This is a genomic window from Sulfurimonas sp. (assembly GCF_041563495.1).
Lineage (GTDB): Bacteria > Campylobacterota > Campylobacteria > Campylobacterales > Sulfurimonadaceae > Sulfurimonas.
This window is the reverse complement of the sequence record NZ_JBFFMZ010000001.1, coordinates 332573-355679: the sequence shown is the minus strand read 5'-3', so window position 1 is coordinate 355679 and position 23107 is coordinate 332573. Positions and strand designations below refer to the sequence as shown.

The following is a 23107-nucleotide window of genomic DNA, read 5'->3' as shown; positions in this document are numbered from 1 at the left end:
ACTCCTTATTTTAAAAAGATAACACTATTATACATATTGAGTGTAACAATGTCAAGTAATAGTTAAACTTTTTTTGTTAGATAAGTTGAGTCTTATTGTATCAAGTTTAAGGAAATAGAAATTTAAAGGTAAAACTAGTATTATTATAGATATTTAGTTTTGGGAGTTTTCTATGAAATACTTAGCATGGATCGGCGGGATATTTGCGACTATAGTGATAAGTGTTTATGTTGTAGCATTTACACCTTTGGGAAATGGTATAGTACAACCAATAGTAGAGGGCAAAATAAAAGAGCAGACAAACTTGGACAGTAAACTCACTCTTTTTTCTTTAACCATGAGTGAGTTGGAGATAGTTTTAGAGTTAAACCAAAATAATATTATTACCATAAAAGGGAACTACTCTTTATTTTCACAATCTTTTGACGTAGCTTATGATGTCAAGCTTGATGAACTTACAACTTTAAAATCACTAACAGGTGTCGAACTTCACAGATCATTTCATACTAATGGTAAAGTAAAAGGAGATATGGCGTTTATAGAAGTTGACGGTATCAGTGATGTAGCATCTTCAGATACTGCATATCATGTAGAATTAACAGAGTTCAATCCTACGTCTATCATTGCAAAAGTCAAAGGTTTAAAACTTCAAGAGCTTTTAGATATAGGTGCTCGTAAGCCATATGCAAGTGCAGATGTAAATCTGGATATAAACTTTAAAAATATCAAGCCTCATGCTTTAGATGGAAACATACTCCTTAAAACACAAGGTGCAAAGATAAATACACAAGTTATGAAAAATGACTTTAACATCACTATACCAAATACTGATTTTACAATGGATTTGGATGCTAAACTAAAAGGAGACGATGTTGATTATACTTACAATCTGGCATCTAATCTCTTTAAAATAACTTCTTCAGGTAAAGTAATCCCGACACTTCTAAAAACAGATATAAAGTATGCCCTAGATATAAAAGAGCTGGCATTGCTTAAGCCTGTGAGTGGAGCAGATGTTAGAGGTGCATTTAGATTAAATGGCACTGTTAAAGGGACAAAAGCAAAGCTTGTTGTAGATGGAAAGAGCGATGTCGCATCTTCAGATACAAAGTTTGAAGCTGTACTAAAGGAGTTTGCTCCAGCAAGTATAAAAGCAAATATGAAAAATCTAAAACTCTCGCATCTTCTCTACATGGTAAAACAGCCTCATTATGCCGATGGAATCTTTTCTCTTAATGTTGATATACCGGATGCCAGAAGCGGTAAGCTAGAGGGTAAAGTGACCTCAAGCATTAAAAAAGGCTTGTTGGATGTAAAATATATGACAAAGACTTACGAGTTTAAAACGCCTATGCCTCAAACAGCATTCCAGATGATTACAAACACTACTCTCTCAGGAGACATTATCGACTCTAAAATTGATTTAGACTCTACACTTGCCACTTTTAATATACAAAGAGCAAGAGTGAATCTAAAAAATAACACTGTAATAAGTGACTATAAAGCTGCAGTATCAAACTTAGACAAACTCTTCTTTGTAACTGAGCAGCACATGAAAGGCGGTATAGTCGTAAACGGAGAGTTTAAAAAAGGCAAGGATTTGGATTTGAGTATCTTATCTAATGTAGCAGGCGGCAAGATAGACGCAAAACTTCACAATGATGATTTTCATGCCGACTTATTGTCTATCCAGACATTAGATGCTCTGCATATGCTTGTATACCCTGAGATATTTAAAGCATCTCTAAATGCTAAGCTTGATTATAATCTAGCACACAAAAAAGGCAAGTTTGACGGTCACTTGGTAGATGGAAAATTTACTAAAAATCAGATGTTCGCTCTTATAAAACAGTATGCCAAAGTTGACTTGTATGTAGAGAAGTTCAAAGGCGATGTCCATGCCGATATCAACAAAGAAAAGATAGTCGCATCTATGGATCTGAAATCTAATACTTCATCTATTAAAACAAAAAATACGAAGTTAAACACTAAGACAAAGACCATTGACTCAAAAATTGATGTCATGGCAAATAAAAATCCTGTAACTGTGATGTTAAAAGGTAAGACATCTTCTCCTAAAGTAAGTGTAGATGTACAAGAGCTAATTAAAAAAGAAGCAGGAAAGGCAATAGAAAAAGAGGTTGGAAAACTACTTAAGAACTTTTTCTAGCTCTTGTGAATTTTTAATATAGATAATCTTTCGCACTTTTGTATCTTTTACATATAAAAGTGTGATTATATCTGCTTTAAAAGGCAGTGTGAGATTATATCTTTTATCAAAGCTAAGTAGAATAGGGTGTTTGTATTTCTTCATCTTTGGACGGGCAAAAAGAGAAAATATGCCGGACGGAATCTCGGATGTATCAACGATGAGGTTCATATTATCCGGCATCTTGTGCTCATCAAAATATCTGTTTGCTATTTTTGTTGTAGCTTTATTCCAAGAGATAATCCAGATGCCGTTATTTACCAAAGTGTACACTTTGTCGTGTTGAGATTTCAGCTTAATCTGCTTTACTCTATCTCCGACTTGAAGCATCTGTGCATTTAGCATTAAAGATGTAATAAGTATTAAAAATATAACTCTCAAGACTCTTCTTTAAAAAGTTCTTCTTCACTAAGTAGCTTGTTCTCAGGTGCAGCAATAAAATAACCTTGCATATAATTAACACCGAGTTCTTTTAGCTTGTCATAAATTTCTTTGGAGTGAACGAATTCAGCAATTGTTTCCATGTTTGCTTCTTTTGCAAAATGTATGATGCTCTTTACAACTTTAAAGTCTTTTTCACTTACGTCTATGTTTTTTACTAAAGAACCGTCTATTTTTAAGTAGTTAGCTTCGATGTCTAAAATTGTTTTAAAATTAGAGTAACCGCTTCCAAAATCATCTATGGATACTTTTGCGTTAAAACTATGCAGCAGGTCTATCTTTTCTTTAAAGAGGATCATATTTTCTATCTCGTCACTCTCAAGTATTTCAAAAGTAACTCTGGAAGCCAGGTCCGGATTAGCTCTGAATGTGTCTGTGATGGTTGTCTCAATGTCGTTGTTGATAAGGTCTGAGAAATTGATATTTATACTTACAGATTCTTTTGAATCTTTAAATCTTTCAAATACAATAGCGAGTATTCTTTGTGTAAGTTTGTAGTGTATATTTGTATGTTTTAGTCCCGGAAGAAAAAACATTGGAGAGATTATATTTCCATTTATGTCTATTATTCTGACTAAAGCTTCATATTTTAATATTTTATTTTTATTATAGTCGTATATTGGTTGATAACAACAAATAACACGGTCTTGAGAAATCGCTTGTTTTACAAAATCTATGTCTTTGGCTTTTGAGAGCATTATGTTCTCAGGTTTGTCATTATAATAAATAACTCTGTTTCTACCCTCTTTCTTGGCAATATATAACATCTTGTCGGCTTTTTTAATAGCCTCATTCAGACTTTTCTCAGATGCAGGAGTTTTGTGAACACCGATTGAGATGTGCATCTCTATTTTATGTGTATCGTAAGTAAATATATGTGATTGTATATTTACTCTAATTCTCTCACATATCTCTGAGGCGCTGCCGGTTTGATTTCTATCGTAGATAAGCAGTAAAAATTCTTCTCCGCCGTAACGTATGAGTATGTCATTATCTCTAATAGAACTTTTTATAATCATACTGCTTTGAGAGAGTATCAAGTCACCGGCTTTATGTCCGTAAATGTCGTTTACAAGTTTAAATCTGTCAAGATCAAGCATTGCTACACTGTAGTGATTCAAGTTGAGCTTTGGTGCTATCTCTTGAAAATAGTTTCTGTTGTATACTTGAGTAAGAGGATCTGTAAAGATTTTCTTTCTTGTAATAAAGTAGTGGAAAACTTGCGTAATCGTCATAAGGATGAGTAAAAATACGAAAACAATTAATACTATAAAAAATGTCTCAAGAGGTTTTATAAGTTTTAAAATTGTTTTTTGAATATCTGTTGTGATGTCTACACTGAGTATTCCTATTACCTTACCAGAGCTTTTCACGGGATAGAGATATGTTAGATATAGATTTTCCATATCGTGTTGTTTAATGATTTGAGGTTTAGAGTCTTTGTACAGGTTTGAGTAGGCTTTGTCAAAAACATCAAATTTTTGGTAGAAATTTGCCTTGTCCTCTTTTGAAGCGTCGAGTAAAAATCTGAATTTGTCCTCTTTGTCTTTGTAAAGCAAATATATATATTTGACACTCGGAGTTAAATAGAGAGATATTTTATCTTCAAACGTCTCTCTTGTCTTTTTGTCGGACAATAAGTAGATGAGGTCATTTTCATTTTTTATTGAATGATTGTTTATTATGTCATCTTCTATATTTTTTAAAACACTAGAGACGTTTTTGATTTTGTTACTTTCTATCCTCTGGAATATATCATCTTGAGTTTGTTTGATATAAAGATAGATATAGATAAAAAACACACCTAAAAGAAGAAGTAGTGAAAATAAGAACAGTTCCTTTTTCTTTACCATATCTTTTCCTCAAGATAAGGTTTTAAATCATTTGATATTTTAATTGACTGAGCTTTTAGCCTTGATTTGAGTATTACAATATTAGGTCTGCCTTTTTTCCAAAAAAGAGCTCCAAAACTTTGGGGAATATTTGACAGGAGTTGATAGTTTAAAACAAAGATATGTTTTGAAGCACATTCTAGTGGGAGGCTGTTTTTATTTTCTAATATTATTATTGTGGCATCTTTACAACTTTCGGATGTATTTAGTTTATTATGCTCTTTAAGATGAGTAAATATATCTTGATTGTCACTCCATATATATACTTCTTTTTCAATAGATATTTCAGTAATGATTTTTTCTAAAATTTGTATTTTTATACTATCTGCGTTATCAAAAGCAAATGAAACAGTTGAAAAAATGATAAGTATCAGTAGACGTTTCATTTAAAAAGTGTACTCCATAGTTAATAAACCTCGCCTTTCCATTACAGGAACATTCACTCCGTTTATAGGAACTTCATGAGCTTTGTTTAAGAGGTTTTCACCTTTTAGTTTCACTTCAAGTTGTTTATTCACAGGATAAATAACTCCTAAAGAGTAGTCGTATCCAGCAGGCATGTTAATGCCGTCTGAAGATTTATAGTCTGATCTGTAGACAAGTTCATTGTAGATATCAAACTTACCGATTTTGTTAAAGAATTGAATTAGTCCGCCTTCACCTGGACTTACATAATTGTCTTGAAAGAGTTTAAAATATTCTAGAGTTATTTTATTATTGATATCAAAAAGATGATCAACTCTTACAAATCCTCTTTGGAATCTGCTTACTTCATCATTGTTGACATATTTTTTGAGTGCCTGGTTAAATATAATAGAGTCTTTTGCTTCACCGTTACCGCCGCTTAGTGTAAGAGTTGTCTTGTCATTTTTATATATTAGCTCCGCAGTAAATAACCTGTTTCTGATACTTTTAAGATCTGGATTGATGTTAAGATTTGGTGAAAAGGTGGTCTGTCTAAAAGTAGGATAAACATAACCCTTCAATGCAAAAAGTTTAATCGTCCAGCTTTCATCAAGTAAGGCTACATAACCTAGTCTTAGTATGTGCTCAGTAGATGATTTTGAAGTATCATTTTCATAATGGTCTAGTTTTGCACTAAAAGTGATTAGATTGTTTTCATTAATGTTATAAAGGTTTTCCAGATATGCCATATATATATTTCTTTTTTGAGGTCCCCATACCTTAGGCGTAGAGACGTTATCTCTTTTATACTCATTAATGTCAAATTCTTGTTGCTTAATATGCGCTCCCAAAAATAAGTCATTTGCCTCATAAACATATCTTTTCTCTACTATAGCACTATATACATTGCTTCCAACATTTACATCAAGTTGCTTAGGCATACTTCCGTCTGCCATTGGTATTGCTATGGCATCTTTGTTTAAAACATCCAACTCTTCATGCGAGATGCTAAAAATTACATTTAGTTCATCATCAAAATGTTTTGTTGCCTGAATATAAAAATTTTCAGCATTTATATGCCCATTTAAAGGAGCAGTTGACAAACCGCTGAAAGAGTCGTATTTCTCTTTTGAAACACCGCCTTCTATGTCATAGCTGTCTTTTTTTGAAAACTTTACATAGAGTTGACCTCTTACTTCATCTCGGGACATATCATAGCCGTTTGTATTGTAAGTGTCATAGTTATTCTTACTGATATCTACATTTGCCAGATAAGAATACTCTCCAAGTTCTCTGGCATCCACAGCTCTTAAATTTAAACTCTTTCTCGTATCAACTGATATTTGGGTAGATGTACTGTTTTCACGTGATGGTTCTTTTGTGTAGAGTTTAATAATCATGCTTCCCGGTTCATTGCCGAATGTTACGGAATTCCCTGCTTGATATACCTCTATGTGGTCTATAAAGTAAAGACCCATTTTCCCGTATTGAGTCATTGCATTGCCCATAGTTGCGGAATTTAATTCATGGGAATTTATAAATATTTTTACCGGATTTGATACAACTTGACTGCTTCCGCTCTTCACAAGAGTAGTCATTCCCATTTGCGTAGCTTCTAAGTTAAACATTCTGAGAGTTCTTAATACATCATTTAGTGTAAAAGCCTGCATCTTATCAAGGTCGGATCGTGAAAAAAGTATAAGATGCCCGGCACTCTCTTTTTTTGTTTTATGATATAAAGATTCTGAGTTTTCATATTTTGTAAGCAGATCGTCAAGCAATATATCTCTTGAGAACAATAGAGTTGATAATATAAGAAATAATAATGTTGTTTTCATAAGCTAACCTAATTTATAATGAAACATTCTAGTTTAAATGTCCTTGTAGTATGCTTAGTTATTTTCTCCCCGCATCTGCCAAAGTTAGGCAAAATAAGGCGTTTTTATCACTTTTGTCTATACAGCTTATGGCTTGTGAGAGTGTTGAACCAGTTGTTATAATATCGTCTACAACTATTATCTCTTTTTTCAAATTGCCTTTAAGTGTAAAGTCTCTTGAATTCATCATTCTGAATTCTCTGCTTTTACCTGAGTAGGAGATGTTATTATTTGCTCGAAGAGAGTTAAATTCAGGTTTTATATATTTACTTTGAAGAGATTTGTTCAATATCGCAGTATGAGAATAACCGCTTTTTACATTATCATCAACAGCAATTGAACTAATCACATCAGAGTATTCAAAGTTTTGAGCAAATAGTTTTAAAGAATTTTCTGCAAGAATAGAATATATATAATAGCCCAAGTCGGTGTGTTTTGTGTGTAGGAGATCTTTTATGTCGTCATATTTGTAAAAAGAGATGACTTCGACATTATTTAGAATTTTTCGCTTATAGATGCTAGGAGTTAAAAAGGTTTCTTGACAGGAGGAGCAGATGTGTGTGAGGGATAAACTCTCACACAACATGCATTTCATACTGAAACTACTTAGTCCATTTTTAAAACTGACATAAAGGCTTCTTGAGGAAGTTGGACTTTTCCTATAGACTTCATACGTTTTTTACCCGCTTTTTGTTTCTCTAAAAGTTTACGTTTACGAGTAATATCTCCACCGTAACATTTGGCAGTAACGTTCTTGCCCATAGATTTTACAGTCTCACGAGCTATAATCTGAGAACCCAAAGATGCTTGGACGGCTACTTCAAAAAGTTGTCTAGGAATCTGCTCTTTCATGTTTTTAACCAAAACACGGCCACGGGCAAGAGCCTGAGTACGAGGAACAACAACACTTAGCGCATCTACCGCTTCTCCTGCTACTTTTATGTCAAGTTTTACAAGGTCGCCGGTTTTGAAGTCTATCGGGTCATAATCAAATGAAGCATAGCCCTTTGAGATAGACTTTAGTGTGTCATAAAAATCCATGACTATCTCATTCATAGGTATCTCATACTCCAGCATAACTCTATCTTCATTGAGGTAAGTCATTTTTGTTTGAGTACCGCGTTTACTGATGAGTAGAGTTATAATATTTCCAAGATATTCACTAGGAGTGATTACGGTAGCCCTTACATACGGTTCTTCTATATGGTCTATTTTCTGAATTTCAGGTAGTTGAGAAGGGTTTTGAACATCAACCATAGTTCCATTTGTAAGATAGACTTTATATATAACAGACGGTGCAGATGCTATTAGATCAAGATTAAACTCGCGTTCTAGTCTCTCTTTGATGACTTCCATGTGGAGCATACCAAGAAAACCGACACGAAAACCAAAACCTAGAGCTACGGATGTTTCAGGCTCGTAGCTAAGAGAAGAGTCATTTAATTTCAACTTATCAAGTGCATCTCTAAGGTCTTCAAATTTATCTGTGTCTATAGGATATATTCCGGCAAATACAAAAGGTTTTGCAGGTTCGTATTTTCCGACAGGTTCTTTTGCAGGGTTTTTCGCATCTGTGATCGTGTCACCGACATTTACAACACTGACTTCTTTAAGACCTAAAACAACAATACCGATTTCACCGCACTCTATAGTATTTGTTTTGATTTTTTTCATAGGATGAGGATACATCAAGTCTAGTATCTGATGCTCTTCATTGTTACTCATAAGCTTAATGTTCTGACCTTTTTTCACTTGACCGTCAAACACACGTACAAGAGCAAGAGCTCCTAAGTATTGGTCAAACCAAGAATCATAAATAATGGCCTTGGTAGTAGCATCCGGGTTGCCCACAGGAGCAGGAACACGATCGACTATAGCGTCGATAAGCTCGCGAATCCCGACACCTGTTTTTGCAGACACAAGGCAGGCATCCGTAGCATCTATGCCTATACTTGTTTCAATCTCTTCAGCAACTTTTATAGGGTCGGCAGCAGGAAGGTCTATTTTATTGATTACAGGAATAAGTTCAAGGTTGTTATCAAGTGCCAAATAAACATTAGCGATAGTCTGAGCCTCAACACCTTGAGCAGCATCTACTATAAGTAAAGCTCCGTCACTGGATGCTAAAGACTTGCTGACTTCATAAGAGAAGTCAACATGGCCCGGAGTGTCTATGAGGTTAAGGATGTAATGCTCACCGTCTTTTACATAATCAAGTCTAACGCTTTGAGCCTTGATGGTTATACCGCGCTCTTGTTCGATGTCCATAGTGTCCATCATCTGAGTCTTGAGTTCTCTCTCAGTAACTGAACCACACTCCTGGATGATACGGTCAGCCAGTGTGCTCTTACCGTGGTCGATATGAGCGATTATAGAAAAGTTTCTAATATTTTTCAATTAATATTTCCTGCTTAAGCAAAAAGTGAATTTACACTTTCGTTGTGATATACACGGCGAATTACTTCTGCAAAAAGAGGAGCAACCGTTAGTACTTTTATCTTTTTGTGTGCTTTTGACTCTAATGTGTTAGTTACAATTAGTTCATCAAGCTCACCGTGTTCTAGATTGTCATAAGCTTTTCCGCTAAGAACGGCGTGAGTAGCACATGCCATTACAGAAACAGCTCCGTTATTTTTCAGTGCTGTTGCAGCTTTTACCATAGTCCCGGCAGTATCTACCATATCGTCAATCATAATTACGTCATGACCTTCAACATTACCGATGATGTTCATAACTTCAGACTCATTTGCTTTTTCACGGCGTTTATCTACGATAACCATCTCTAGGCCCATACGTTTTGCAAAGTATCTCGCACGAGCAACACCGCCGATATCAGGAGAAGCGATGATAGGATTTTTTAGGTTTTTACTTTTTATGTACTGCTCGAACGTAACTGAGCCGTAAAGATTGTCAACAGGGATATTGAAGAAACCTTGGATTTGACCTGCATGAAGGTCAATAGTTACAACTCTGTCTATTCCTGCAGTCTCATACATATCTGCAACAAGTCTTGCAGTAATAGGAACACGAGGAGCAGCTTTTCTGTCTTGTCTAGCGTAACCGTAGTAAGGAACTACTGCTGTGATGCTGTTTGCTGATGAGCGACGAAGAGCATCTGTCATGATTAGTAGTTCCATTAAATTGTCATTTGATGGAGCGCCAGTACTCTGTACTATAAAAACATCACGACCACGAACACTTTCTGCTATTTGAACAGAGATCTCACCATCACTAAATCTCTTTGTTTCAGCATTAGCTAATGGAACATCTAAAACTTGACAAATTTCTTTTGCGAATTCTACACTTGCAGAACCGGCAAAAATTTTATAACCACGCATGGGATTCCTTCTTGGAAAAATTGATAATGGAATTATATAATAATAGTTCTGAGGAGTTGTTAAAAGTGATAGTAATTATAAAAATTTATTGGCAGTTTTTACAAACACCAGATAGAACTAAATCTGTTTTAGAAATCTCAAAATTACTTTTTGATAATGCTTCATTTAAAATAGAATCCATATGCAGACTAATATCTTCTACTTTTCCGCATTTTTGACAGACTAAGTGAGAGTGAATGGTTTTTGTAAGTTCGTATACTGATTTGTTTTGTGGAATTTTGACTTCTTGTATATATGAGTTTTCAAGCATAAGATTGATGTTTTTATAGATAGTCGCCAAAGAGATAGAATTGAACTTTTTGAGCATAATAGAGTAAAGAGTATCTATATTTATATGTCCGCAGGAGTGCAGGGCATTACTGATTGCCAGTCTTTGCGGAGTTGCTTTTAAATGGTGACGTCTGAGTTCATCTGTATAATCAATCATAATGATATTATACACTAATGTAGTTTAAAGGATAAAAATTATATTTTAAGTTTAATAATAGAATAATCTTAGAAGTTTGATGATGTTGTTACCAAGAGTATTTAATCATAGCTTGAAGAGTATTTGATTCTACTTTTGAGTTGAAGTTTATATCTAGCGGTTTTTGCTTGTAGTAGTGCCACTCAGCACCTATAAAAAAATTCTTCATATTTAGAATCTTTTTTGTATCGAGTAAAAATTGATTTTGAGTTAAAAAATCATACTCCGTCCAATCAACAAAACCCTCTATGAAAAAGATTCCAGAGACCTTTTTTGTCTTATAATATGTGGATAACTGATAAGTGTCTTTACCGATATTTTGATATTTTTTATAAACATTGACTCCAAAAATATTAAAGCCATATATCTCTAAATCACTTCCAAGTCCGACAAGGTTTGCATTGTATGTATTGCTTGCATTGTACTGATATGCCAGATAGAGTTGTTTTACAAATACAAAACTTAAATTATGAGAAGTGATTTTACTAAGATTGAGTCTTGGAGAGAACTCTGTGTAAGTATCTGTTTTAGAGTAGTGATATTTAAACTCATTATCTGCGATACTATGATCCAAAAAAGCGTAAATATCGCCGTATTCGTAAGAACTGTAGTGTTCAAGAGTGATAGTAGACTTTCCGCCGTTTTTTGTGTCATAAACATAACTGTTGTCATCAAAAATTCCGTAAAGAAATTGAATGTTTGTCGTTGAGAATGCAAAAAGATTAGAAAGAAAAAGTGTAAATAAAAAAAGTTGTTTCATAAAAGTGAAATCCTTTGTATCAATATAAAAGTATATCATTATATTGATACAAGCTGATTATAAGGCAGAAAAGACGGGCGGATCAGCCTCCTCCGTCGTTAAACATTATAATTATTCTCACCATTTTTGAAAACCGCTTGTTTTGATCAACTTTTGGTGAGTGAGTGCTATTGACATCGACACGAATTAAACCATTTAACATGACATATCCTTAGTTGTAAAGCGTGTTTTAACGCTTAGGTAAAGCAACAAAGACAATTTGTGTAAATCCGATAAACACTAAGCAAAAAGTGTTCACAAAAGTATTAAGTTATGGCTGTAAATCTTTGTAATCATGAATGTCATTTTTATCAAGATCATATTGATTGATTTCACAATGAAGGTCATTTTCTTTAAGCAGGGAAATATCATTGATTTTATCTATATCTACGCTAAATCGTTTGTCACATAAAAGAGCAAAATCATCACCAAAAATTCGAAATATTTGAAAGTTGGAAAATTCTGATTTTAAATAATTGCTAAATTTGTTTAGTAATATATCTCCTTCACTCCATCCATACTTTTTATTATATGATGTAAAATTTTTAATATATATTACATTTAAGCATAAAGAGCTTTTTTTGCTATTATAGTTTTGTAGTATGTAATCAAGATAGTAATGGTTATATGTATGCGTAAGGGGATCTTTGTAAAAATATGCAAAACGTTCATCATCCATATGAGAGATAGGTGTTTGTTGGGTATGCGTATCAAGATTTACAGATTTAAAAATATCAATTGCACTATTTACTACGTCGGTATCGTACCAAGTTCCACTGTACTTACGTAACTCTTCTATTGCTTGTGCAATTGTTTTTTTCGTTTTGTAAATTCTACTAGTAGTCATAGCATCAAACGCATCTGCTACCGACATAATACGTGCAGCTAGAGGAATATCCTCAGTTTTAAGACCCCTTGGATATCCACTTCCGTCACAATGCTCGTGATGTGCATGTACGATATCGGCAAGTTCTCTATACATTGGGATTTCACTTAGTATATTATATCCCGCAGTTGCATGCTCTTTAATTAGTGAATATTCATCTTTGGTTAATCTATTTGGTTTTAACAAGATGGCATCTGGTGTGATAATTTTCCCGATATCGTGCAAAATTCCTGATTCATAAATCATATTACACTCTTGCTCCGATAGTTTCATGGCCTTAGCAATTTTTTTTGAATATAAAGCCACACGTTCACTATGTCCGCCGGTATACGTATCTCGTGCTTCTATCATCTTTACCAGAGAATGAATAGCATGGTTATAATTGAGGAGTTGCTGGCGTTGTAAATCTAAAACTGTTTTAGTTCTTTCTTCTACCATAGACTCTAGCTTTTCTTTATAAATCTCATTTTCACGTAATGCTGAAAGTTTATATACGGATTGTTCAAGCATTTGTAAAATTTGCATAAATTCAATTGGTTTGATGATATAACCGGTAACATTAAGTTGAATAGACTCTGTTAAGTATTCTGCATCTGTATAAGCTGATATAACGATTATTTCTTGTGTTTCATCTATCTCTCTGATTTTTTTTATCATCTCAAGACCGTTCATCTTGGGCATCTGTATATCCGTAAGAACAATATCATACTTTTTTAAAATATATTTTTCAAAACCTTCTTTACCGTTTTGGGCAGTATCAAGATCTGTAAAGATTTTGCTTAAAAATGAGCGGATGCCTTCACGAAGTTCCGCCTCATCCTCAACATATAAAACAGAAAAGTATCCTGCTTTTTCTTTGAGTGAGGCAATTTTAGATTTTAGTTTATCAATCATAAGCTTTCTCCACTGTACTATTGTATACTCGCACTTTAACGATATTAGCATAACTTATATTCATTTAAAATAATAAATATAAATTCGATTATGACTTAAGCAGTTTAATCCTAAAGCAAGCACCCTTTTTATCGTTATAAGCCTCAATAGAACCATGTAAGTGATTCTCAATAATCAGCTTACTCATATATAGACCCAAACCTGTTCCCGTCTTTTCACCTTTTGTTGTAAAATAAGGTTCAAATATCTTTTGTAAATTATCTTCATCAATCCCTTTTGCATTATCGCAAATTTCTGTATTGACATATTCCTCGTCGTCATATATCTTTATTTGTATCATAGATTTTTTTACAGCCTCAGAGAGTATTGCATCTTTTGCATTATTTATAATGTTCACAAAAACTTGCATTAATTCTCTTGGATAAGCGTCTACTTCAGAATTTGAATTATAAGATGTTTTAAGTTTTATATGATTGTTTTTAAGGCTATCTTGTACTATATTTATGGTTTCTTGCATAATGTTTTGAAGTTTTACTTTAGAAACTTCTTTATCGGATTTGAAAAAGTTTCTAAAGTCATCTATAGTTTTTGAGAGATGAGATGTTTGTTGAAGAATGGTTTGAGAAATTTTTTCTGCTTTTTCTGTATTAAAATCTTCTAGTATAATGTCCAACAACATATTATTAGCTGCCATTGCAATGACACTTATCGGTTGTCTCCACTGATGAGCTATCATTCCTATCATCTCACCCATAGCAGCATGGCGTGATTGCACCATTATAAGGTCATCTTTATGTTTTAATTCCGTAATGTCCATTGCGGATGTAATAATGGTACGTTTTCCATTTATGATTCCTAGAGGAGCCGAACTGAATTGCCAAATGATAGTCTCTTTATTTTTTGTAAGAATATTATATTCACCATTATCAACTTTAGTGTTTATGTCATATAGATTATCAATGCACTCTTTTATAGCCGGCATTTCTTTACCATAAGCTTTTTGAGTCCATTTGTCTATAGTATTTATTTCTGAATATTTATAGCCTGTTAGCTGTTCCCATATTTTATTGATTAAAAGAACTTCACCATCTTCATTATGTACCATTATAGGATTTGGTGCCTCTTGAATTGTAGTTTCTAGTTCTCTTTTTTTCTCTCCCAATAGCTTTGTGGTTTGTTCCTGCTCAGTTACGTCTTCATGCATAATAACAATATTTTTTACTTTGTTGTTTTTATCTTTTATCGGAAATATTTTTGTATTTAAAAAACGTTTTCTGCCTTTTCCCTGAGCCTCAGTTTTACCTGTAGGGTCAAACTCATATACAGGAACATTGACATATTCTCCGTCATAAGCCCTTTTAACGTACTCTATTAAACCTGTTTTCTTAACCTCTTGGCTTTTAAGTACATTAAATTTGTTTAAGGTTAGTTTTGCAGGAATATTCCAAAGTATTTCATACGAATGATTGACTTCTATCTGTAAACCGTCTAAATCGTATATTTCTATTACAAATGGAGATTGTTCAATCAACAATCTAAATTTTTCTTCACTTTCATTTAGAGCAGCTTGCATTTTAATGTACTCTGTAATATCTTGAGTTGTTCCAATGAATTTGACTGCTACATTATTTTTATATTTTGTACTCCAACGATGTTCCAGATATCTTGTTTCTCCGTTGTTTTCTCTAATAATTCTATTATGAAATATATTTCCTTCTGCAAAAATGAGTGATTCTTTTAAATGTTTTTTTGTCTTTTTAAGATCATCCGGGTGAATACTTTTATATAAAAAATGTTTTGTTAGTTTTTTATTAAAATCAGTAACACCGTAAATATTGTAAATTTCTTCTGTAGCTTGTAATTCATTTTTTTCTATATCAAACTCCCAGCTTCCAAGTTTTGCCAAAGATTGAGCTTCTTTTAATCGTTCAAGAGTCTCTTGTTGTTTAGTTACATCTACAGAATTTCCAACAATACCAAATGTCTCTTTATCTGAATTGATTAAAGGAGATTTTATAGTTAATAGGTAAACCTTGCTTCCATCAGGATAGGTAATCCATTCAAAATTAGATTTTGTTTCATTGGCAGTAAATATATTTTTATCATATTCGCGGAATGAGTCAGCCATTGTTTTTTCAAAAAGGTCATAATCATTTTTTCCTATGATTTCTTCTTTTGACTTACCTATAAACTTTTCAAAAGCGGAGTTACAAGTTATATAATTAAAGTTGCTGTCTTTTACGAAAATTAAGTTATCTACACTATTTATGGTGTTTTCATATAGTTCTTTGATTTGAACTATGCTATTTTTACTTTCTCTTTCTCTTTCATTACTCTCTTTTAAGCTAGCTTCTAATCTTAGGTTGTTAATTGCATATGCTATATCTCCGGCAAGTTCATATAAAAGTGAAAGTTCATCCGTATTGTTGATATGTTCATTATCAATGGATATATTGAGGTATCCGTAGAGCGTATTTTCATATTTTAACTTTATACTAAGTGCACTTTTTCCATTGTAAAAATTTATTAAGGGGCATTCATGACAATCTTGTGAAGTATCTTCAATATAAGAGTATGCCTCATCTGTTTTTGATCTCTTATGGATGCAGTGAGGAGTCCAATTTTTTTCTATTTTATTTTTAAAAGAGGTGAAATTTTCAGAAGAGTCTGAACCTACTATATGCTCAATTTGGTTTTCTTCATCAAAAGTGATAATCCAAACATTTCCATAAACATGACTAGATGCCAAGATATTACAACTGTTTTGTAGTAGTTTTTTAACTTCTTTTTCTCTGACAATAAGCTGGTTGACATTCCTTACTACAGCTAAAACATCAGTTAAGTGCTCATTTTTATTAAAGTAGTTAGTTGTTCTTTTAATAGTGTAGTAGACAATCAAAGAAAAAAGTAATAAAAGTAAGATACTTATTTCAATATTTATAAATTTTAACTTCTCAAAACTTGAATTTGCGCCCTTTTGAAAATGTAACGCTTTATTTTGTGCATATAAATATAGTTTGTTAGAAGAGTTTTCCAGTTTTAATACGTGTTTAGCACCTTTTGTTTTTGTTATTGCAACTGCTTCATTTATTTTTGCATTTTTTACAAGTTTTATTACTTCATCACGTATAGGTTTCCATGTGCTAAAAAGATCTTTAGTCTCTTTCTGAAGCGCTAACCCTTCTTTTCCTATTATATATTTTTCTGTGATTGTTAAATAGTCGTAAACATGTTTTTCATGTTTATCAACCTCTTCTATATGCTTGTTTAATTCCTTCTCAGATGATGATAAAACAATATCTTTCATATCTTTATGTATCTTATATACTTCTAGTTTGATGTTGATTGCGGCGTTTGAGACTTTTAGCGGATGTTCATATATGTCGGAAGTTGTTTTGTGTAGAGTTTCTATTTGGTAAAAACCAACCGTTTTAGAAATAAGTGCTAATATAACCATAATTATAAAAGCGAATAGAATAATATGTATTTCTTTTTTGCTTTGTTTTTGTCTATTCATCAGTCATACTTCCTTTTAGTTGAAGTTTACACTGAACTTATTATAACGAATATTTCTAATTTTTTTTAATTAAAAATGTGACTGAAGATTTTATCTTACTTCAAAACCCTCTATAAACTGCTCATTACTCTCCTCTATTTCAACAGCATCTACTTTGCTGTATTGTGAGCCTTTTTTTAGTAAAGTTATGAAGTATTCCAGTTTTGAAGCATGACATGTGACACCGGCTTCGACACTGCCGTCAGGCATGTTTTTTACATATCCGCTATATCCGGCAGCTTTTGCATTTTTTTGCACACTTACCCTATAGTAGACACCTTGTACTTTGCCGGTGATTTTAAATCTGTAGTTTTTCATACAAGTATTATACACCTAATTATGCAGTTTTGTATTTAAGTATATTTGTATTAAACTTCAAGAAGCCAAGAGAAAAGGACTAAAATGACAACCGGTTTTTTCGCTGTATTTGATGACATAGCGATGCTGCTCGATGATGCCGCTGCAATGAGTAAAGTAGCTACTAAAAAAACAGCCGGCATTTTGGGTGATGACTTGGCAGTAAATGCACAAAAAGCATCAGGCTTTGCATCTTCAAGAGAACTTCCTGTTCTTTGGGCAATAACAAAAGGCTCTTTTAGAAACAAACTCATCATACTTCCAATAGCCTTTTTACTAAGCGCATTTGCTCCGTGGATAATAGTCCCTGTTCTTATGATGGGCGGAGTTTATCTTGCATTTGAGGGTGCTGAGAAAATCCTTGAATATTTTTTTCCACATAAACAAGAGCAAAAAAGAGAAGTGCAAAAGACGCTATCAGAAGAAAAAATACTCGAGATAGAAAAAACAAAGATAAAATCTGCAATAGTGACAGACTTTATACTCTCCATAGAGATAGTCATCATGGCTCTTGGAACGGTTCTGGAAAAATCTCTTCCAGTCCAAATAATGGTAGTGACTTTAGTCGCTGTACTTGCGACCATCGGAGTTTACGGCATCGTTGCTCTTATAGTAAGAATGGACGATATGGGCTTGAAACTCATAGATATGGCAGACGAAGGTAAAAGCCTGCTAAAGTCTACAGGAGAGATGCTGGTTCTTGCTCTGCCAAAAGTCATAAGAGCTTTAACTGTTGTAGGGACACTGGCTATGATTTTAGTCGCAGGTGGCATCTTTACACATAACGTACATCAGATACATGAGTATTTACATGCTCTGCCGAGCATGCTTTTAGAGTTGTTAGTCGGGCTGGTTATAGGCGGTGTGGCAGTCTTTGTTCATGGGATGGTAATAAAAGTATTTAAAAGCCAAGATTCAACCAATGAAGCATGAATAAATACCTGCTTTATTTAAGTCTTTCGTAGTTTCTACAAGCACCCATATTCCCGGCATCGCAAGCTTTAGAAAATAACTCTTTTGCTTTTGTTCTGTCTTGTTTGACTCCGTCACCTTTAATGTATATTATTCCTAGAGTATTACAACTGTAATCGTTTCCGGCATTACAGGCTTTAGTGTAGAACTCGATTGCTTTAGGCTTGTCCTGAATTGCAGGATTTCCTTTAAAATATATTTTTCCTAGAGTATTGCAGCTGTACTTATTCCCTGCATTGCAGGCTTTTGTGTATAACTCGATTGCTTTTTTCTTGTCTTGTTTTACAAGCTTACCAAGGTCGTATATAACTGCCAAGTTATTACAACTGTTTGTTTCTCCACTTTCACATGCTTTTGTGTAGAGTTCTATAGTTGTTTTTATGTCTTGTTTTTTGCCATGATGTGCGTGTTCATGATGTTCATGGTCATGAGCTGACTCGGCAAATAAGTTTATGCTAAAAAGTAAGCTTATACTCATAATGATTTTAATCATTCTTATTCCTTGATTATTTTTAATATCAGTATTGTATCTAAATAACCATTTTGAGATTAATATTAATCAATTATTGAAAAAGTATTTACTTGCAGTGTGAGAATGGATAATATTGAAGAATATCTTTATTGATTTTGGAGAATAAAAAGTGAAAAAAATACTTATAGTCTTACTATTATGTTTTAATGTTTTTGCCGTAGAAAAACCGCATGATTTACTAAAGTCCATATCCAAAGATGCCATTAATATCGGAACAGGTAAGAAAAATGATGTGTATGTCTTTGTAGACCCGATGTGCAAATACTCAAAAAGATTCATTAAAAAGATTAGTGAAAATAAAATGCTCCAGATGCTAAACAGCTATCATGTTTTTTTATATAGATTACCAAAATATGAATCTGACAGATTAATTCAGTATATATACCAGTCAGCAGATAAAAAAAAGACATTGTTGGATGTGATGGTTAGGTCTAAGAAAATAAATCTAGATGGTTTCAAAGCTACTTCTAAAGAATATGAAATCACAAAAAGAATAACAAAAGTGGCAAAAAAACTAAAAATAAAAAAAAGACCGTACATGATATCTTTTCAAAAAGATTCCGGATACTGCAGAGTCTCAGAAGGTATTGTAGAATGTATGGAGGAATTGGATTTTTAATGTAATTTTTTAAGAGAACTCTTTAAAATTATTTTGGCATTTAGATGAGATAATAAAAGAATTTAGCGTATAATATTTTAAGTTGTTTTGTTCCAAAGGCAATAGAAAGAGTGTGTGTCATAATTTTTTGGAGAAAAAAAGATGAAAATGCTGAGTCTGTTATTTATAAATCTGTTCACTTTTTCAGTCTTTGCGGCTGATATTGTGTTTGGTGTTGTTCCTCAACAAAGTCCATCTATTTTAATTGAAAAATGGATGCCTGTAGTGAATTATTTATCTAAAGAAACAGGTTTACATATTATTCTAAATGTTGAAAAATCAATACCTGAATTTGAAAAAAAACTTAATAATGGGGTCTATGATATGGCATATATGAATCCATATCACTATGTTATCGCCAGTAAAAAACAGGGTTATAAAGCTTTCATAAGAGATTCCAAAATGATTGTCGGTATTTTGGTGTCCTGCAAAAATATTAAGATGAACTCTGTGAACCTCCGTAAAATGAAATATCTTTTTCCAGCCCCATTTGCTTTTGCTGCTACAATTTTGACAAAGTACGAAATTAACGAAAAGTATGGCGTAGACATAGATAAAAACTGCAGCCTGACATATGTAAACTCTCATGACTCTGTTTATAAAGGAGTAGCTAGAGGTGTCGGTGATATCGGAGGCGGGATAGAGAGAACTTTCAACAATCTAGAGGATAAAAAAACAAAAGAAAAACTTCAAATTATCTATCGTACTGCTCCTTACCCTAGTCATCCTATAGCATTTCATCCAAGAGTAGATAAAAAACAAACCGAACTTCTTAAAGCTGCTATATTATCCATGCCTGTTAATATTTTAAATGATTTAAGTATGAAAAAATTAATTGAAATTGATGACAGCCAATACAATGTTATTAGAAAATTAGCAAAAAACTTAGATTCTAAAGAGTAGATATGAATTCATTTAAAAATCGTTTTATTCTTGCATTTGTTATTGTAGAAACTCTTTTTATAGGTTTAATAGTATGGACAAATTTTTTACTCTTTGAAAATTCTTCAAAATTTTTTATTGAGAATAAAATAAAAGAACTGAGCAATCTAAGCATAAATCTGCTTAAAACTCCGACGGCGGTTTATGACTTGGCAACACTGGATGATATCGTGAATGGTCTCTTACGTATAGAAGAGATTGAAGCAGTTATAGTTTATGATAAACAGGGAAGTTATTTATCAGGAAAAAGCAGAGGTAATGTTCACACTATAAAAAAATTTGAAAAGATGCAAACATTGCCAAAAGAGCAAAAAAATTTGATTATTCATACTTCGCAACTTAATCTAAAAGGTTCTGATATAGGCAGTGTCAAAATACTGTTTGATACTACAAAAAGTTCAACACTCATATATGGAAATTTGCAATATGTTTTTATTTTGATTAGTATACAAATTTTATTTTCCTTTGCAATAGCCTGGTTTATACTCAGTAAATTAACTTCAAACCTGGATAAACTCAAAAAAGCAGCCGATAAAATTTCAAATAATGAAAAAATAGAAAAATTGCAGTTTCAAGGTCAAGATGAGTTCTCTGATTTAGGTGAAACACTCTATATCATGCAAGAAAAAATTGATGAGAGAACCAATCAAATTAAAAAAGCCGAAACAAAATTTTACACATTGTTTCAAGAATCATTATATGGAATAGTCCTAATTGATCCAAAAACACAAAAGTTTCTAGAGTTTAATGCAAGTGCACATGAAATGTTAGGCTACACCAAAGATGAATATGCCAAATTAAATATAAAAGACATAGAAGCAATTAAAAATGAAGATGAAATTATAAAGCGCCAGCAAAATATACTTGTACAAGGCTTCGATAGGTTTGAAACAAGACATAAAACAAAATCAGGAAGTTTAAAAAATATTTTAGTAAGTGTCAGAATGATTAAGTTAGAAGATACAACTTACTTATATACCACTTTCCAGGATATTACAAAAGATAATGAAAATAAAATAGCACTGCAAAAAGCAAAAGAGGAAGCAGAAAAAGCAAACAGAGCAAAATCAGATTTTTTGGCAAATATGTCGCATGAAATCAGAACACCGCTCAATGGAGTTTTAGGATTGACAGGGTTAGTCTTAAAAACAAAACTTGATGATAAACAAAGAGATTATCTTCAAAGAGCAAAAACATCTTCAAAAGCACTTTTACATGTTATAAATGACATACTTGATTATTCTAAGATTGAGGCAGGAAAACTTGATTTAGAAAAGAGTGTCTTTGAACTTGATAGTATTATGAAAAATCTTTTTGATTTATTTGAATATCAGGCAAATCAAAAAGAACTACTTTTAAATATAGATGTCAAAGATAAAATCATCCTTCTTGGCGACCCCCTTCGTTTAACTCAAATACTTACAAATATAGTGGGAAATGCTATTAAATTTACGCAAAAAGGCTCAATTGACGTAGATGTGCAAATAATACAAGAAAATGAACATTCCAAAAAGTTAAAATTTTCCATAAAAGATAGTGGAATAGGCATGAGTAAAGTGGTTCAGAAATATTTGTTTAAAGAGTTTATGCAAGCTGACAGTTCAATAACACGTCAATATGGTGGAACAGGGCTTGGACTTTCTATATCGAAACACCTTGTCGAAATGATGAATGGTGAAATATTGGTAGAAAGTCAAGAGGGAAAAGGAAGTATATTTATTTTTACTGCAACTTTTGGAAAAGTTGATGATAAGGTTGTAACGAAAAAAAATCTAGAACCAAAGAACTATCAATCAAATATTGATTCTATCAAAGGGGCGCATATACTCCTTGTAGAAGATAATCAGATTAATCAAACAGTAGCCGTTGGAATGTTAGAAGAGTTTTCAATAGCAATAGATATTGCTAACAATGGGCAAGAAGCAGTTGAAATGATAAAGGTGGGTAAAGAATATGATTTAATTCTAATGGATCTTCAAATGCCGATTATGGACGGTTTTGAAGCCAGTAGACAAATTAAAAAAATAAATGAGAATATACCAATAGTTGCACTTAGTGCTGCCGTAATGCAAGAAGATGTAATAAAAACCAGTCAAGCTAAGATGTCTGCACATTTGGCTAAACCTATGAATGAAAATGAAGTACTCAAAATTTTATTTCAATTTATAAAAGCAAAAAATTTTAACTCAGAACTTTTAAAAAAAGCAGAAATAACTGATGATACAAACTCTGATATAGCATATTATGGAATAGATATGGAGGAGTTAAAAGGTAGAATTGGTGAAAAACCAAAAATAATCCGACAGATAATTTCAAATTTTTGTAAGCAGTATGAAAATGCAGAGACGTTATTTAATACATTGGCAGTAGATTCTGATGAGTTTAATCAAATAATTCATTCATTAAAGGGAGTCAGTGGAAATATATCTCTTAAAGAAATCCTTTCAATTACAAAAGAGATATATGACACATCTGATATAGAACTAAGAAAAAAACTCCTTCCAAAACTGATTAAATTGTTAACAGTAACAGTCGGGACTTTAAAAATTCAATTAAATACGGAAGATAGTACGGTATTGCATAAAGAATACGTTAAAGAAGATGTTGTACGATATGTACAAAAGATTGAAGAAGATATAAAATACTTCAGAGTGATTACGCAAGATAAAGTTGAAGTATTACAAGATATGCTGTATAAATATTTGGATAAAAAAATAGTAGAAGAGTTAACTTCTTATCTTCTTTCATATGAATATAAAGAGGCAAATAAAATGTTAAGTAATATTTATAAGTTATTGGGAGATTAAAATGCAAAAGCAAAAG

18 protein-coding genes are annotated in these 23107 nt (G+C 32.6%); 5 read left to right on the top strand and 13 right to left on the bottom strand.

The annotated features are described in order from the left end of the window. Nucleotides 1-172: 172 nt before the first annotated feature. The gene (locus ABYK18_RS01675; RefSeq protein ID WP_373034843.1) at nucleotides 173-2170 is read left to right on the top strand and encodes a hypothetical protein; all 1998 of its coding nucleotides are present in this window, start codon (nucleotides 173-175) and stop codon (nucleotides 2168-2170) included. On the opposite strand, the gene ABYK18_RS01670 is transcribed toward ABYK18_RS01675, so the two are convergent. From ABYK18_RS01670 to ABYK18_RS01615, 12 genes are all read right to left on the bottom strand, one after another. Further along, a complete protein-coding gene (locus tag ABYK18_RS01670) occupies nucleotides 2150-2590 on the bottom strand; it encodes a hypothetical protein (protein ID WP_373034842.1) in 441 nt (146 codons plus the stop codon). The two genes, ABYK18_RS01675 and ABYK18_RS01670, sit on opposite strands and share 21 nt — an antisense overlap. Continuing rightward, nucleotides 2587-4503 (bottom strand): EAL domain-containing protein, encoded by a 1917-nt coding sequence (locus tag ABYK18_RS01665; RefSeq protein ID WP_373034840.1) that lies wholly within the window; start codon nucleotides 4501-4503, stop codon nucleotides 2587-2589. Before ABYK18_RS01665 ends, ABYK18_RS01670 begins: the two co-directional genes overlap by 4 nt. Then, nucleotides 4497-4928, bottom strand: a complete 432-nt coding sequence (locus ABYK18_RS01660) for a hypothetical protein (RefSeq protein ID WP_373034839.1) — start codon at nucleotides 4926-4928, stop codon at nucleotides 4497-4499. The genes ABYK18_RS01665 and ABYK18_RS01660 overlap by 7 nt, the downstream gene beginning before the upstream one ends. Further along, complete coding sequence (locus ABYK18_RS01655; protein WP_373034838.1) at nucleotides 4929-6785, bottom strand: TonB-dependent receptor plug domain-containing protein; 1857 nt, start codon at nucleotides 6783-6785, stop codon at nucleotides 4929-4931. Nucleotides 6786-6843: 58 nt separating this feature from the next. After that, nucleotides 6844-7248, bottom strand: a complete 405-nt coding sequence (locus ABYK18_RS01650; RefSeq protein WP_373034837.1) for a ComF family protein — start codon at nucleotides 7246-7248, stop codon at nucleotides 6844-6846. Nucleotides 7249-7430: 182 nt separating this feature from the next. Beyond that, on the bottom strand, nucleotides 7431-9221 hold the full coding sequence (gene lepA / locus ABYK18_RS01645) for a translation elongation factor 4 (protein ID WP_373034835.1): 1791 nt from the start codon (nucleotides 9219-9221) through the stop codon (nucleotides 7431-7433). Between the two features lie 14 nt (nucleotides 9222-9235). Continuing rightward, nucleotides 9236-10162, bottom strand: coding sequence for a ribose-phosphate pyrophosphokinase (locus ABYK18_RS01640; RefSeq protein ID WP_373034833.1), 927 nt, complete (start codon nucleotides 10160-10162; stop codon nucleotides 9236-9238). Between the two features lie 85 nt (nucleotides 10163-10247). Then, nucleotides 10248-10649, bottom strand: a complete 402-nt coding sequence (locus ABYK18_RS01635) for a Fur family transcriptional regulator (protein WP_373034832.1) — start codon at nucleotides 10647-10649, stop codon at nucleotides 10248-10250. Between the two features lie 88 nt (nucleotides 10650-10737). Then, nucleotides 10738-11448: an outer membrane protein OmpK gene (locus ABYK18_RS01630; RefSeq protein ID WP_373034831.1), complete on the bottom strand. Its 711-nt coding sequence runs from the start codon at nucleotides 11446-11448 to the stop codon at nucleotides 10738-10740. 310 nt (nucleotides 11449-11758) lie between these two features. After that, complete coding sequence (locus ABYK18_RS01625) at nucleotides 11759-13267, bottom strand: HD domain-containing phosphohydrolase (protein ID WP_373034830.1); 1509 nt, start codon at nucleotides 13265-13267, stop codon at nucleotides 11759-11761. An 88-nt stretch (nucleotides 13268-13355) separates the two neighbouring features. Beyond that, complete coding sequence (locus tag ABYK18_RS01620; RefSeq protein WP_373034828.1) at nucleotides 13356-16784, bottom strand: PAS domain S-box protein; 3429 nt, start codon at nucleotides 16782-16784, stop codon at nucleotides 13356-13358. A gap of 90 nt (nucleotides 16785-16874) precedes the next feature. Continuing rightward, on the bottom strand, nucleotides 16875-17141 hold the full coding sequence (locus ABYK18_RS01615) for an acylphosphatase (RefSeq protein WP_373034827.1): 267 nt from the start codon (nucleotides 17139-17141) through the stop codon (nucleotides 16875-16877). 84 nt (nucleotides 17142-17225) lie between these two features. Here ABYK18_RS01615 and ABYK18_RS01610 point away from each other — a divergent pair, with 84 nt between their 5' ends. Further along, nucleotides 17226-18113 (top strand): DUF808 domain-containing protein, encoded by an 888-nt coding sequence (locus tag ABYK18_RS01610; RefSeq protein WP_373034826.1) that lies wholly within the window; start codon nucleotides 17226-17228, stop codon nucleotides 18111-18113. A gap of 13 nt (nucleotides 18114-18126) precedes the next feature. Here the strand turns inward: ABYK18_RS01610 and ABYK18_RS01605 are convergent, their stop codons facing one another. After that, entirely contained in the window at nucleotides 18127-18645 is a 519-nt protein-coding gene (locus ABYK18_RS01605; protein ID WP_373034824.1) for a tetratricopeptide repeat protein, read from the bottom strand. Nucleotides 18646-18793: 148 nt separating this feature from the next. On the opposite strand from ABYK18_RS01605, the gene ABYK18_RS01600 reads away from it, so the two are divergent. The 3 genes from ABYK18_RS01600 to ABYK18_RS01590 all read left to right on the top strand — a co-directional run bounded on the left by ABYK18_RS01600 (nucleotide 18794) and on the right by ABYK18_RS01590 (nucleotide 23091). Beyond that, nucleotides 18794-19303, top strand: a complete 510-nt coding sequence (locus ABYK18_RS01600; RefSeq protein ID WP_373034823.1) for a thioredoxin fold domain-containing protein — start codon at nucleotides 18794-18796, stop codon at nucleotides 19301-19303. 141 nt (nucleotides 19304-19444) lie between these two features. Then, a complete protein-coding gene (locus ABYK18_RS01595; protein WP_373034822.1) occupies nucleotides 19445-20245 on the top strand; it encodes a phosphate/phosphite/phosphonate ABC transporter substrate-binding protein in 801 nt (266 codons plus the stop codon). A 2-nt stretch (nucleotides 20246-20247) separates the two neighbouring features. Beyond that, nucleotides 20248-23091 (top strand): ATP-binding protein, encoded by a 2844-nt coding sequence (locus tag ABYK18_RS01590; protein WP_373034821.1) that lies wholly within the window; start codon nucleotides 20248-20250, stop codon nucleotides 23089-23091. Nucleotides 23092-23107: the final 16 nt, after the last annotated feature.

Coding starts and splice junctions, on each gene's coding strand:
- ABYK18_RS01675 (WP_373034843.1), top strand. CDS start 173: ATGAAATACTTAGCATGGATCGGCGGGATATTTGCGACTATAGTGATA.
- ABYK18_RS01665 (WP_373034840.1), bottom strand. CDS start 4,503: ATGGTAAAGAAAAAGGAACTGTTCTTATTTTCACTACTTCTTCTTTTA.
- ABYK18_RS01660 (WP_373034839.1), bottom strand. CDS start 4,928: ATGAAACGTCTACTGATACTTATCATTTTTTCAACTGTTTCATTTGCT.
- ABYK18_RS01655 (WP_373034838.1), bottom strand. CDS start 6,785: ATGAAAACAACATTATTATTTCTTATATTATCAACTCTATTGTTCTCA.
- ABYK18_RS01640 (WP_373034833.1), bottom strand. CDS start 10,162: ATGCGTGGTTATAAAATTTTTGCCGGTTCTGCAAGTGTAGAATTCGCA.
- ABYK18_RS01635 (WP_373034832.1), bottom strand. CDS start 10,649: ATGATTGATTATACAGATGAACTCAGACGTCACCATTTAAAAGCAACT.
- ABYK18_RS01630 (WP_373034831.1), bottom strand. CDS start 11,448: ATGAAACAACTTTTTTTATTTACACTTTTTCTTTCTAATCTTTTTGCA.
- ABYK18_RS01625 (WP_373034830.1), bottom strand. CDS start 13,267: ATGATTGATAAACTAAAATCTAAAATTGCCTCACTCAAAGAAAAAGCA.
- ABYK18_RS01620 (WP_373034828.1), bottom strand. CDS start 16,784: ATGAATAGACAAAAACAAAGCAAAAAAGAAATACATATTATTCTATTC.
- ABYK18_RS01615 (WP_373034827.1), bottom strand. CDS start 17,141: ATGAAAAACTACAGATTTAAAATCACCGGCAAAGTACAAGGTGTCTAC.
- ABYK18_RS01610 (WP_373034826.1), top strand. CDS start 17,226: ATGACAACCGGTTTTTTCGCTGTATTTGATGACATAGCGATGCTGCTC.
- ABYK18_RS01605 (WP_373034824.1), bottom strand. CDS start 18,645: ATGATTAAAATCATTATGAGTATAAGCTTACTTTTTAGCATAAACTTA.
- ABYK18_RS01595 (WP_373034822.1), top strand. CDS start 19,445: ATGAAAATGCTGAGTCTGTTATTTATAAATCTGTTCACTTTTTCAGTC.
- ABYK18_RS01590 (WP_373034821.1), top strand. CDS start 20,248: ATGAATTCATTTAAAAATCGTTTTATTCTTGCATTTGTTATTGTAGAA.